This window comes from Pseudomonas sp. SDO5271_S396, from assembly GCF_054071795.1.
The window spans coordinates 108,670-121,611 of record NZ_JBSVWB010000009.1 but is presented as its reverse complement, the minus strand read 5'-3'; the positions used below and the strand labels follow the sequence as shown (position 1 = coordinate 121,611).

General features: G+C 64.6%; 10 protein-coding genes. 6 read left to right on the top strand and 4 right to left on the bottom strand.

The annotated features are described in order from the left end of the window. Positions 1 to 64 precede the first annotated feature (64 nt). Genes ACW9IN_RS09720 through ACW9IN_RS09710 form a run of 3 tightly spaced genes read left to right on the top strand, consistent with a single transcriptional unit; the run spans position 65 to position 3,587 of the window. The gene (locus ACW9IN_RS09720; RefSeq protein WP_457365686.1) at positions 65 to 1,498 is read left to right on the top strand and encodes a catalase; all 1,434 of its coding nucleotides are present in this window, start codon (positions 65 to 67) and stop codon (positions 1,496 to 1,498) included. 5 nt (positions 1,499 to 1,503) lie between these two features. Beyond that, the gene (locus tag ACW9IN_RS09715; RefSeq protein ID WP_457365685.1) at positions 1,504 to 2,244 is read left to right on the top strand and encodes a response regulator; all 741 of its coding nucleotides are present in this window, start codon (positions 1,504 to 1,506) and stop codon (positions 2,242 to 2,244) included. Then, on the top strand, positions 2,241 to 3,587 hold the full coding sequence (locus ACW9IN_RS09710; RefSeq protein WP_457365684.1) for a sensor histidine kinase: 1,347 nt from the start codon (positions 2,241 to 2,243) through the stop codon (positions 3,585 to 3,587). The genes ACW9IN_RS09715 and ACW9IN_RS09710 overlap by 4 nt, the downstream gene beginning before the upstream one ends. On the opposite strand, the gene ACW9IN_RS09705 is transcribed toward ACW9IN_RS09710, so the two are convergent. Further along, positions 3,558 to 4,373, bottom strand: a complete 816-nt coding sequence (locus ACW9IN_RS09705; RefSeq protein WP_457365683.1) for an AraC family transcriptional regulator — start codon at positions 4,371 to 4,373, stop codon at positions 3,558 to 3,560. The two genes, ACW9IN_RS09710 and ACW9IN_RS09705, sit on opposite strands and share 30 nt — an antisense overlap. Positions 4,374 to 4,476: 103 nt before the next feature. On the opposite strand from ACW9IN_RS09705, the gene ACW9IN_RS09700 reads away from it, so the two are divergent. Beyond that, on the top strand, positions 4,477 to 5,691 hold the full coding sequence (locus ACW9IN_RS09700; RefSeq protein ID WP_457365682.1) for an MFS transporter: 1,215 nt from the start codon (positions 4,477 to 4,479) through the stop codon (positions 5,689 to 5,691). Between the two features lie 2 nt (positions 5,692 to 5,693). Then, positions 5,694 to 8,546, top strand: coding sequence for an ATP-binding protein (locus ACW9IN_RS09695; protein WP_457365681.1), 2,853 nt, complete (start codon positions 5,694 to 5,696; stop codon positions 8,544 to 8,546). A 7-nt stretch (positions 8,547 to 8,553) separates the two neighbouring features. Here ACW9IN_RS09695 and ACW9IN_RS09690 read toward each other — a convergent pair whose 3' ends face one another. Next, a complete protein-coding gene (locus tag ACW9IN_RS09690; protein ID WP_457365680.1) occupies positions 8,554 to 9,846 on the bottom strand; it encodes an epoxide hydrolase family protein in 1,293 nt (430 codons plus the stop codon). 173 nt (positions 9,847 to 10,019) lie between these two features. On the opposite strand from ACW9IN_RS09690, the gene ACW9IN_RS09685 reads away from it, so the two are divergent. Next, positions 10,020 to 11,240 (top strand): MFS transporter, encoded by a 1,221-nt coding sequence (locus ACW9IN_RS09685; RefSeq protein ID WP_457365679.1) that lies wholly within the window; start codon positions 10,020 to 10,022, stop codon positions 11,238 to 11,240. On the opposite strand, the gene ACW9IN_RS09680 is transcribed toward ACW9IN_RS09685, so the two are convergent. Together ACW9IN_RS09680 and ACW9IN_RS09675 are read right to left on the bottom strand one after the other, a co-directional pair. Beyond that, positions 11,221 to 12,180 carry a quinone oxidoreductase family protein gene (locus tag ACW9IN_RS09680; protein ID WP_457365678.1) on the bottom strand — a complete coding sequence of 320 codons (960 nt, stop codon included), beginning with the start codon at positions 12,178 to 12,180 and terminating at the stop codon, positions 11,221 to 11,223. The genes ACW9IN_RS09685 and ACW9IN_RS09680 overlap by 20 nt on opposite strands. A 161-nt stretch (positions 12,181 to 12,341) precedes the next feature. After that, complete coding sequence (locus ACW9IN_RS09675) at positions 12,342 to 12,761, bottom strand: organic hydroperoxide resistance protein (RefSeq protein ID WP_457365677.1); 420 nt, start codon at positions 12,759 to 12,761, stop codon at positions 12,342 to 12,344. Positions 12,762 to 12,942 lie beyond the last annotated feature (181 nt).

Sequence of the window (12,942 nt, the reverse complement as noted above, 5' to 3'; positions counted from 1 at the left end):
CCGCGTTCTGAGGGGTCTGGTTTGATGGCATCTGACACAACCACCAGAACAAAGGGAATCGAGCATGAAAAATCTGACGACAGCCGCCGGCGCACCTGTAGTCGACAACAATAATTCGCAAACCGCCGGCCCCCGTGGCCCCGTGCTGCTGCAAGACGTCTGGTTGCTGGAAAAACTCGCGCACTTCGACCGCGAAGTCATCCCCGAACGGCGCATGCACGCCAAGGGCTCCGGTGCCTTTGGCCACTTTACCGTCACCCGCGACATCAGCCGTTTCACCAAGGCCGACCTGTTCTCCCAGGTGGGCAAGACCACCGATATCTTCGTGCGGTTTTCCACGGTAGCGGGCGAACGCGGCGCCGCCGATGCCGAGCGGGATATTCGCGGTTTCGCGATCAAGTTCTACACCGAACAGGGAAACTGGGACCTGGTGGGCAACAACACCCCTGTCTTCTTCCTGCGCGACCCGCTGAAATTTCCCGACCTTAACCACGCCGTCAAACGTGACCCGCGCACCAACATGCGCAGTGCCCGGAACAATTGGGATTTTTGGACCTTGCTGCCCGAAGCCTTGCACCAGGTCACGATTGTGATGAGTGACCGTGGCTTGCCGCAGTCCTACCGACACATGCATGGCTTTGGCAGCCATACCTTCAGTTTCATCAGCCCGGCCAACGAGCGCTCCTGGGTGAAATTCACCTGGCGAACCGCCCAGGGCATCCAGAACCTCACCGACGAACAGGCCAACGCCGTAGTCGGCAATGACCGCGAAAGCGCCCAGCGAGACCTGTACACCAGCATCGAAGAAGGCCGTTTCCCGCAATGGAAACTCTACGTACAGATCATGCCGGAGGCCGATGCCGGCACCTACGGGATCAACCCGTTCGACCTGACCAAAGTCTGGCCGCACCGGGATTATCCGCTGCACGAAGTCGGCGTGCTGGAGCTCAACCGCAACCCCGACAACTACTTTGCCGATGTCGAACAGGCAGCCTTCAACCCCGCCAACGTGGTGCCGGGCATCAGCTTCTCGCCCGACAAAATGCTCCAGGCGCGCCTGTTCGCCTATGGCGATGCCCAGCGTTACCGCGTGGGCGTGAACCACCACCAGATCCCGGTGAACGCCCCGCGCTGCCCGGTCAACAGCTACCACCGCGACGGGCAGATGCGCACCGACGGCAATGCCGGCAGCACCCCGGGTTATGAGCCCAACAGCCACGCGCAATGGGTCGAACAACCCGATTTCCGCGAACCGCCGCTGACCCTGCACGGCAGCGCAGCGCACTGGAATCATCGCGAAGACGAAGACTACTTCTCCCAGCCCGGCGCACTGTTTCGCCTGATGAGTCCGACCCAGCGACAGGCGCTGTTCGACAACACCGCCCGCTCGATCCAGGGCGCCAGTGCTGCGGCCAAGGAACGCCATATCCGGCACTGCACCCAGGCCGATCCTGCCTATGGCGCCGGCGTTGCCCGCGCCATCGAACTACTGGGGTGAGCCAGATGGACCATATCGATCACATTATGGTTGTCGACGACGACCGCGAGATCCGCGAGCTGGTGAGCAATTACCTGAAGAAAAACGGCCTGCGCATCACGGTCGCCTCGGACGGTCGACAGATGCGCGCCCTGCTCGACGCCACGGTGGTGGACCTGATCGTGCTCGACATCATGATGCCGGGCGATGACGGGCTGGTACTGTGCCGCGAATTGCGCGCCGGCAAACACAAGGCCACGCCGGTCTTGATGCTCACCGCGCGCAGTGACGAGACCGACCGCATCATCGGCCTGGAAATGGGCGCCGATGATTACCTGGCCAAACCCTTCGCCGCCCGCGAGCTGCTGGCACGCATCAATGCGATATTGCGCCGCGCGCGCTCGCTGCCCCCCAACCTGGTGGTCAGCGAGGCGAGCCGCCTGCTGGCCTTCGGCAAATGGCGGCTGGACACCACGGCGCGGCACCTGATGGACGCCCAGGGCACTATCGTCAACCTGAGCGGCGGGGAATACCGGCTGTTGCGGGTCTTCGTCGATCACCCCCAGCGAGTGCTCAGCCGCGACCAATTGCTCAACCTCACCCAGGGCCGCGATGCCGACCTGTTCGACCGTTCCATCGACTTGCTGGTCAGTCGCCTGCGCCAGCGCCTGCTGGACGACGCCCGCGACCCGGCCTACGTCAAGACCGTGCGCAGCGAAGGTTATGTGTTCACCTACCCGGTGGAAATCCTCGGGGAAGCCTCATGAACGGGCCGCGCTGGCCGCGCTCCCTGGCCTCACGCCTGACCCTGATCTTCCTGACCAGCCTGGTCATCGCCCACGGCCTGTCGTTCGGGTTGCAGTTCTATGAGCGCTACCAGAGTGCAATGTCGCTGATGCTGGGCAACTTCGAACAGGACATCAACACCACGATTGCCATGCTCGAACGCCTGCCCGCCGAGGAGCGTCACGCCTGGTTGCCCCGTTTCGAACACGCCACCTACCGCTACCAACTGGACGAAGGGCTGCCCGGCCAGCCGATGAACATGGCCACGGCGCCCGCCTCCGCCCATTCGCTGGAAGCCATTCTGGGCCAGGATTACCCGCTGACCTTCACTACCATCCCCGACAAACGCCCGCATTATCAGGCGCACCTGCGCCTGCGCGACGGCACCCCGTTGACCATTGACGTACGGCCAGAGGTTTCGCCGTTGTCACCCTGGTTGCCGCTGGTCCTGGGGATTCAACTGTTACTGTTGCTCGGCTGCACCCTGCTGGCCGTGCGCATCGCCGTTGACCCCCTGACCCGCCTGGCGAATGCCGTCGACCGCCTGGACCCGAATGGCGGCGGCACTCGCCTCGATGAAAGCGGGCCCACCGAAGTGGCCTATGCCGCGGTCGCCTTCAACACCCTGCAAGAGCGCATCGCCACCCATATCAAGGAGCGCATGCAACTGCTGGCCGCCATTTCCCATGACCTGCAAACCCCCATCACCCGCATGAAACTGCGCGCCGAACTGATGGAAGAGTCGGTAGAACGGGAAAAACTGTGGAACGACCTCAGCGAAATGCAGCACCTGGTCCGCGAAGGCGTGGCCTACGCGCGCAGCATGGACGGCACCGTCGAGCCCAGCCGCCGCGTCGATCTACATTCGTTTCTGGACAGCCTCGTATTCGACTATCAAGACGTGGGCAAACAGGTGGTGCTCAGCGCGCCGACCGGCACCGTCATCGACACACGCCCCCACGCCTTGCGCCGGGTGCTGGTGAACCTGGTGGACAACGCACTGAAGTTCGGCAACCAGGTCACCGTCAACGTCGTGCTCCATTCCGACGCCTGCCTGCTGCTCCAGATCCTGGATCGCGGCCCCGGCATTCCCGAGGCGCAGCTCTGCGAGGTGATCAAGCCGTTCTATCGCGTGGAGAATTCGCGCAACCGCAACACCGGGGGCACCGGGTTGGGCCTGGCGATCGCGCAGCAACTGGCGTACTCCCTGCAAGGCACCTTGACCTTGTACAACCGCGAAGGCGGCGGGTTGTGCGCGCAGTTGGCGCTCCCGCGCTGCGAGGCGTCCTCGCCCTCAGCCACGGACCAGAAACTCGCGGGGTGAAGCACCGGTGGCCCGGCGAAACATCGCACTGAAGGCGCTGGCGCTGAGGTAACCCAGTTCCTGGGCGATCCGCCCGATGGGTTCGCCGTTTTCCAGGCGCTCCAGGGCGCAGGCCAGGCGCACTTGCTGGACCCACTGGCGGTAGGTCAGGCCGGTTTCCTTGAGAAACAGACGGATCAAGGTCCGCGAACTGGCCCCCACCGTGTCGGCCCAATATTCAACCCGATGGGTTTGCCCGGGTGCTTCAAGAATCGCGTTGCACACCACCCGCAGCCGGCGATCCACCGGCCAGGGGATCTGCAATGGCAACGTACGGGCCGCCGCCAATTCACTGAGGATCAACGCCACCACATGGGTATTGCGACCGTCGAGGGCATATTCGATGGGTTCATTGGCCAGCACCAGGATCAGTTCGCGCAGCAGCAGCGAAACATCCACGATCCGGCAACGGTCGCCAAAACAGGCGGCCGCGTCGGCCTGGATATAGATCGAACGCATCTGCACCGGCGTGAGCATCAACTGGTCGTGCTCTTCCTCGGCGGGAATCCACAGGGCCCGCTTGGGCGGCAGGAACCACAGGCTGCCCTGGGCCACCGCGCGCATGACCCCGCTGACCGCGTACAACAACTGGCCGTGGCGGTGGGTGTGCGGCGGGTTGTAGGCACCGGCGGCCTGGTCGCGCACCAGCGCCGTCAGCACGCGCGGCACGTCCTGGTAATCCAGGTAGTCCTCGCTGCGACCGTTCAAACCGCCGGGCTTACCGACGGTGCGGGCATCTTGCTTCATCGCGTTTCCATGGGTTGTCACTTTGTCGATACAAGCTGGCATTTGTCGATTGTTTCACATTGCTACGATCCGCTCGACTCATCCTTTCGAAGAGCACACAGACATGACCTCCACCGACAAACACAGCCTGGCCGCCGTCATCGGCCTGTTGGTGCTGTCCATCGCCCTGCGCCCGGCCATCGTGTCCATCGGGCCGATCCTGCTGTTGATCCAGGATCAATTTGACTTGAGCTTCACCCAGGCAGCCTTGCTCACCTCGATTCCGGACGTGTGCATGGGCATTCTCGCCCTGCTGGCCCCCACGCTCACCCGGCGCTTCGGCACCGACCGCTGCGTGATCGCGGCCCTGGTGCTGATCGGGGTTGCCTGTCTGCTGCGGGCGCTGTCGCCAAACGCTACGTCACTGTTGCTCACCACCTTTGTGATCAGTGTCGGCATCGCCATCGCCGGGGCCTTGATCGGCGGCTGGATCAAAACCCACTTTGCCCACCGACCGGCGTTTTTCATGGGCATTTATGCCGCGGGCTTGAGCGTGGGGGCAACCCTTTCGGCACTGTTCACCGCGCCCATTACCGAACTCGTCGACTCCTGGCGCGTGGGCGCTGGCCTGTGGAGCCTGTTGAGCGTCACGGCAGTGATCAGTTGGCTGTGGATGGCCAGGCGGTTCGCCGCCGGCACTGCCCAGCCCGCGCTCCAGGCTGCCCGCTCGGTACGGCTGCCGTGGAGCAACCCGCAAGCGTGGCTGGTGGCGCTGTATTTCGGCGCCAGCCAATTCGTGGTCTATGCCCTCTTTGCCTGGCTCGCGCCGGCGTCCACCGAACGGGCCGTGACCCATTTGTCCGCCGGTACCCTGCTTGGGCTGTTCACCGCCGTGTTCGCGGTCGCCAGCGTCGGCGCGGGCCTGATACCCGGCAAGGCCCATGACCGGCGTGGCCTGCTGGCCATTTGTACGCTGATCGCCCTGCTGGGTACCGCCGGCATGGCGTTTGCGCCAGCGGCCTGGCCAACGCTGTATGTGTGGCTGGTAGCGATTGGCCTGGGGATGTCGTTCACCGTCGGCATGACCTTGCCCCTGGACAACGCCACCACCCCTGCCGAGGCCGGCGCCTGGACGGTGTTCATGCTGTTTGTCGGCTACCTGGTGGCGGCCCTGGGCCCGCTATGTTTCGGTGCGTTGCGCGACTACACGGGCAACTACGATCTGGCCTATGCGCTGCTGTTCGGCGTGCTAGCCTTCATGCTTTGCCTGACGCCGCTGCTCAAGCCGGCCCCGGCCAACGCACCTGAACCTGCCTTGCCTTTGTCGAGAGCCCGATAGTCGTGCCATTCGCCCCTGACGATCAGCCTGAATCCGCAGATGTGTATTTTGCCTTTGGCCCCTTCCACGTGGTGCCCGGCAAACGCCTGCTCACCAAGAATGGCGTGCCGGTGGAGATTGGCGGTCGCGCGTTCGACCTGCTGATCGCCTTGCTCGAACGTCCCGGGTGTGTGGTGTCCAAGCGCGAGTTGATGAGCCTGGTATGGCCCCACTTCGTCGTCGAGGAAGGCAGCCTGCGTTTTCATATGACCGGGCTGCGCCGCATTCTGGGCGAGGGCAAAGACGGCGCACGCTACATCAATACCCAGATGGGCGTCGGCTATGCATTCGTGGCGCCGATCACCCGTGTCGCCGCCGTCCTCGCCACGCAACAGAGCCCCAAGCGGACGGCCAGCGTCGGCGACTTGCCGCCGCGCCCCGGTTTGATTGGCCGCGACGCGGACGCCGCGCGGGTCATGGTGCAACTGCTGCAACCCCGGCTGCTGACCCTGGTCGGCCCCGGCGGCGTGGGCAAGACCAGCCTGGCGGTGGAAATCGGCCATCGCGGCGCTGAGGATAGCCCCGTGTACTTCGTCGACCTGGCCCAGGTCGAGGATGATCACCTGGTGCTCGTCGCCCTCGCCAGTGCACTGAGCATTGCCGTACAGGCCGAAGAACCGATGCGGGTGTTGCTCGCGCACCTGCGTTCGCAACGGCTGCTGCTGATCATCGACAACTGTGAGCATCTGATCGATGCCGTCTGCACCATCGTCGAGCAGATCCGCGATGCGGCCCCTGGCGTGACGATTCTGGCCACCAGCCGCGAGCCTTTGCGTGCCCGCGCAGAGCATGTGTACCGGCTCAGCCCGCTGGGGTTTCCCGAGCAATTGCAGGGCCTGAGCGTTGAGCAACTGCTGGCGTTTCCCGCCGTGCAGCTGTTTATCGAACGGGTCTGCGCCAGCAACACCGCGCTGACCCTGGCGCCCTGCGATACCCACCTGATCGCCGACATGTGCCAACGCCTGGAAGGCATGGCGCTGCCCATCGAATTGGCTGCCGTGCGCGTCGCCGTGCATGGCGTGCACGCCACCCACACCCTGCTTGGCGAGCGCTTTTCCCTGGGCTGGGCAGGCCGCAGGACCGCCCAGCCACGGCATCAGACCCTGCGCGCGATGCTCGACTGGAGCTACGACCTGCTGGCGGTCAACGAGCGCCTGGTATTCGATCGCCTGGCGGTGTTCGTCGGACCGTTTTCCCTGGAGGCGGCCTCGCACATCGCCGCCGATGACTGGATCGATTCCCTGTGCGTCGCAGCGACACTGGACGAGCTGGCCGCCAAGGGGCTGGTCAGCGTGGACCGCAGCAACGCCACCGCTGCCTATCGGTTGCTGGAAATGACCCGCGCCTACGCCCGGGAAAAACTGCTGGCGCGCGGCCCTGCACAGGTCCACACGCTAGCCTTTCGACACGCGGCGTACCACATGGAACTGCTCAAGCACCTGGGCGATAACCCCTACGACATCTTCGACAGTTCCGCACGGCTGGGCACCCAGTTGGGCAATATCCGCAGCGCCCTGGAATGGAGCTTCGGCCCCCAGGGCGACCCCGGCCTGGCCTTGCCGCTGGCGGCGGCCAGCGCGCAACTGTTCCTGCATTTTTCGCTGCTGGTGGAATGCCGCACCTGGTGCGCGCGCGCCACGGAGCTGCTGGAACTCGGCTTTTTCGGCACCCCAACCGAAATGGAATTGCAGGCGGCCCTCGGCCTGGTGCTGATGTTCACCAAGGGCAACAGCGCGTCGGCGGAGAAAGCCCTGTTGCGGGCCCTGGACATTGCCGTCAGCCTGCATGATCACCGCTCCCAATTGCGCCTGTTGGGGCGCTTGCAGATCTTTTACGAGCGCATCGGCGACTTCGCCGCGTCCCTGGCCTGGGCCGAACGCGCGGTAGAGGTCGGCGCCGTGATCGGCAAGCCCGAAGCCATTGCCGTGGCCGCTTCGCTGGCGGGCATTTCCTATCACCTGTTGGGCAATCAGGTGCTGGCGCGCGAGGCATTGGAACGCTCCTTGCGCAACACCTTGCCGGCGCAACGCAGCCTCACCATTCACTACGGTTTCGACCATCGCAACCGCACCGGCCTGAGCCTGGCGCGCACACTGTGGCTGATGGGTTTTCCCGACCAGGCCAGGACGCGTGCGCAGCAAGTCGAAAGCGAGGCGGCCGAGTTGGACCACGCCGCCACCTCGTGCATTGCGCTGGTCTGGACTCTGCAAATCTACATCTGGACCGGCGACCTGGACATCGCCACCGAACGCCTGCACACCTTCAAATCCATCGCCGAAGACAATGCCTTTGGCCCCTACATCGCCGCCGCCACGGGCATTGGCGCCGCCATCGCCATTCGCGCGCAGCAGCCCGGCAATGCCGTGGCCATGCTCGAAGAAACCCTGGCGCGCCTGCGCGGCATGCGCTACGAACTGCTCACCACCACGTTTGAAATTGCCCTCGCCGAAGGCCTGATACTGGAAGGCCAGCTCGACAAGGCCCGTGTGCAGGTCGACACCACCCTCGCCCACTGCCGGCGCAGCGGCGATGCCTTCGCCCTGCCCGAACTGCTGCGCCTGCAAGCCAGCCTGGTGCCCGACGATCAGCGCGTGGCCGAGGCGTTGCTGGAGGAGTCCCTGGCGCTGAGCCAACAGCAGGGCTCGCGCAGTTGGGCATTGCGCAGCAGCCTCGATCTTGCCGCGCGCTGGCAGGCGCAAGGTCGCGGCAGCGAGGCCCAGCGTTTGCTGAGCCAGTGCCGCGAGCAGTTTTCGGAAGGCTTCGACACCCAGGACCTGCGCCAGCTTCAGGCGCGCCTGGAGACCTGTCGAGCCTGATGGAGGCTCAGGGCTTGGCCGCCGCACGCAATGGCCGGAAGGCTTCGCGCAGTTCTTCGCTGAACAATTGCGGCTGCTCCCAGGCGGCGAAATGCCCACCCTTGCTGACCTGGTTGTAGTACGACAACGACGGGTAGGCGCGCTGTGCCCAGGTTTTCGGCGCCTGGTAAATCTCGTGGGGGAACACGGTAATGCCCACCGGCACCTTGATGGTGTCGGTCTTCTGCGCGGCGGCGCTGAAGTTATTGTTGTTGTTCTCCCAGTAGAAACGCGAGGAGGACGCACCGGTGTTGGTCAGCCAGTACAGGCTGATGTCATCGAGCATTTCATCGCGGTTGAGCACGCGCTCGGGCTGGCCATCACTGTCGGTCCAGGCGGCGAATTTCTCGTACATCCAGGCCGCCGTGCCCGCCGGCGAGTCGGCCAGCAGGTAGCCGATGGTTTGCGGACGAGTCACCATCATTGCGCCATAGGCGGCGTTGCGACCGAAGAAGGTACTCAGCGAGGTGTACGCCTTGCGCTCTTCCGGCGTCAGCGCGGCAGGCGCCGGCTCACCACTGTTGATCGGCTTGACCAGCTCCGGCGGTACGGTCGCCGGCATGTTCAAGTGGATACCCAGCAGACCGGGAGGCGCCAGGCGGCCCAGGGCGTCGGAAATCACCGAACCGTGGTCGCCGCCCTGGGACACATAGTGTTTGTAGCCCAGGCGTTTCATCAGCACATCCCAGGCTTTGGCGACGCGGTCCGGGCCCCAGCCCAGCTCGGTGGGCTTGCCGGAAAAACCATGGCCGGGGATCGACGGGATCACCACATCGAATGAGTCTTCGATGCGGCCACCGTAGGCCACCGGGTCGGTCAGCGGGCCAATGGTCTTGAGAAATTCGAACTGTGAACCCGGCCAGCCATGGGTCAGAATCAGCGGCATCGCGTTGGGGTTGCGCGAGCGAACGTGAATGAACTGGATGTCGACACCGTCGATGGTGGTGATGAATTCAGGCAGTGCATTGAGCTTGGCCTCGGCCTTGCGCCAGTCGTAGCCATTGCCCCAATACTTGACCAACGCCTGGACCTGCGCCAGTTGCACGCCCTGGGAAACGTCGTTGACGGTTTCCTTGTCGGGCCAGCGGGTGGCGGCGATGCGTTTGTGCAGGTCAGCCAGTTGCGCGTCATCGACGTGAATGCGGTAGGGACGGATGGCATCGGAAGCCGCCCACGCGGCGTGGCTGCCGGCGAGCAGCGCCAGGCCAAGCAACGAGGCCTGGCAGCGAAGCCGGAGGGAAAGGGACGAAGCTGCAAGCATGATGGATCTCCTGTCGGCGCACGGCGCCCTGATGGCCTGTGCGAGGCCGATCAGACCATCGGCGCCAGCGGGGGACGATTGCACGTAGGTGTCGGTCGATACCTTGGTATGACTTGCCAGCGCCGCCGCCCGATGCTGCCATCCACCTTCGATAAGAACAGGACCCGCTACAGATGAGTGAACAGGCAATCGGCACGGCGATACACAGGACCTCGACAGGCCGCGCCGCGTGGACCGTGGTGGGACTGTGCATGCTGTTCAATGTGATCGACGGCCTGGATGCGATGGCCATGGTGTTCACGGTGCACCGCGTGGCGGCGCTGTGGTCATTGAGCGCGGCCCAGGCGGGCCTGCTGCTCAGCGCCAGCCTGGTGGGCATGGCGGGCGGCTCATTGTGTGTCGGTGCGATGACGCAGCGCTTCGGGCGGCGTCCCGTGGTGCTGGCCAGCCTGTCGCTCAGCGGCGTGACAATGTTGTTGGGGTTCTGGAGCCAGGGGTTTTACAGCTTGCTGTGCCTGCGCATGCTCACCGGTCTCGGCGTGGGCGCCGTGCTGGTGTGCGCCAACGTACTCACTCACGACCATGCGCCACCGCGCCATCGCAGCCTCGGGATTGCCCTGCAATCGGTGGCCTTTGCCCTGGGCGTGACCCTGGGCGGTCTGCTGGCGCATCGGCTCAACGACAGCCTCGGCTGGCGTTATGTGTTTCTGGCCGGGGGCGGCCTGACGTTGCTGGTGGCTGCGATCGGCGCGCGATGGCTGCGTGAGTCCGCCTCACCGCTGGCGATCGAACACCCTGCCCCGCGCTATCGCGACCTGATCAGCCGCGGGCATTGGCAGTCGACCTGCACCCTGGCAGCCGTGTGTTTCTTGTTGATGTTCGGTTTTTACTTCGTGATGAGCTGGACGCCCATGCTGTTGACGTTGGGCGGTTTTTCCGAACGGCACGGCATCACCGGCGGCATGCTGCTCACCCTCGGCGGTATGTGCGGCGCATTGCTGCTGGGCCTGGGCGCCAATCGCCTGGGTTGCCATCGACTGCTGGGGGCATGCCTGTTGCTCAATGCCCTGCTGATGCTGTCGATGGTCTCGGTCGCCCATGTTCCGGCGCTGGCGGTGGTGATGGGGTTTACGGTGGGGTTGTCGCTGTATGCCGCCGTCGCCGCGCTGTTCGTGATGGCGCCCCAGGCGTTCGATAGCGCGGTGCGCACCCGGGGCGTGGGCCTGGTGCTGGCCACCGGGCGACTGGGTGCGATCCTGTCGCCGACGGTCGCCGGGGTGTTGCTCGACGCCCAGTGGCGCCCTCAAGACCTGTTCACCTTCTATGCGGGCAGCCAGCTGCTGGCGGCCCTGCTGATCGGGCGAAACCGCCGGCCTACGCCTGAGGCAGGATGATCAGCTTGCCCGTGGTCCGACGCGACTCGATATCCCGATGGGCCTGATGCGCCTGCGCCAAGGGGTAACGCTGGCCGATAGTGACGTTGAGCCTGCCGGTGCTCACCCAGGTGAACAATTGCTGCGCGCGCGCAAGCAAGGCTTCGCGAGTGCGCACGTGGTGCATCACCACCGGGTAGGTCAGCTTGATGCTGCGCGGGATGGAGAAGATATCGATCGGCGCGATCGGGTCCATGAACGGGCCATACAGCGCCAGGGTGCCGAAGTAGTCCAGCAGGTTGATCGATTCGCTGAAGCCTTCGTTGCCCGTGCCGTCGTACACCACGTTCACCCCATGGGTGCCCACCAGCCGCTCGACCTGGCTGGCGATGTGCCCGGCGTGGCCGATCACCGCGTAATCGGCGCCGGCAGCCAATACGGCATCGACCTTGTCGGCATGGGACACCCGGCCAATGACCTTGCCTCCCAGCAGCTTGACCATTTGCGTCAACATCAGCCCCACGCCACCGGCGGCGGCATGGATAAACGCCACGTCGCCCTTCTGGATGGCATGCACATCGAACACCAGGTTGCTCGCGGTCAGCCCCTGCATCATCAGGCCGGCAGCCGTCTCGAAGTCGATCTCTTCGGGCAGCGGCACCAACTGGCTGACGGGGGCGATCACCTGCTGGGCATAACTGCCAGGTACGAAATACCAGGCCACCCGGTCACCCGGCGCCACCTCGGTCACGTCCGGCCCGGTCGCCAGCACCACGCCCGCGCCTTCCGCGCCCAGTGTCATCGGCAACGCGCCGGCGGCGCCGAGGCCCCGACGGGCGCCGGTGTCCATGAAATTCACACCGGCGGCCATCACCTGAACCCGTGCTTGCCCAGGCCCTGGTCGTGCAAGAGTCGTCTCTTGCACGACCAGGACGTCGGGCTCTCCAAATGTGTCGATCATTACCGCTTTCATCGTGTTCACAGCCTTCGAGATCCGTCAGCGCCGGAGGGCGCTGAAACCTGTCTCAATGCTGTGCAGCCCGTGTATCCACGGCATGTCGGCAAAGCGGGTGGTTTGAAAGGCTGTGTAACCTCAACCCTGCTGGATACAGTGGCTTACATTCACACCAGGTTAAGCACCACCTCGATGTTGCCGCGCACGGCCTTGGAATACGGGCACGTCTGGTGGGCGGCCTCGATCATTGCCAGTGCCACGTCACGCTCCAGCCCCGGCAGGCTGACGTTCAAGCGCGCGCGCAGGAAGTAAGCATCGCCTTCCAGGCACAGGTCGACTTCGGCATCGATGGCCACGTCGCTCGGCAGTTCGACCTTCAGCTTGCGTGCCGCCAGCCCGAGGGCACCATCGAAACAGGCCGACCAGCCGGCAGCGAACAACTGTTCGGGGTTGGTGCCGCTGCCCTTGGAGCCCGGCAGGGAATGGACGATGTCCAGGCGCCCGTCGTCGCTGCGCGAGGTGCCGCCATCGCGTGCACCGGTGGTGTGGACTTTGGCGGTATAAAGTACTTTCTTGTTGGCAGTCATCGCAGAGTTCCTGAGAGTTGAGAGAGGCGCGGTCGGGATGCGCGGCCCCATCAGAACAGAACCCCTGCCGGCCAGCGATAACACCAAGGTATCGCCCGATGGCCGCCGCGTGCGGCATGTGACACCTAAGTATGATGGGCGAACGCCGGCCCACAGGGCATCCTGCCCCCCACGGCGCCTG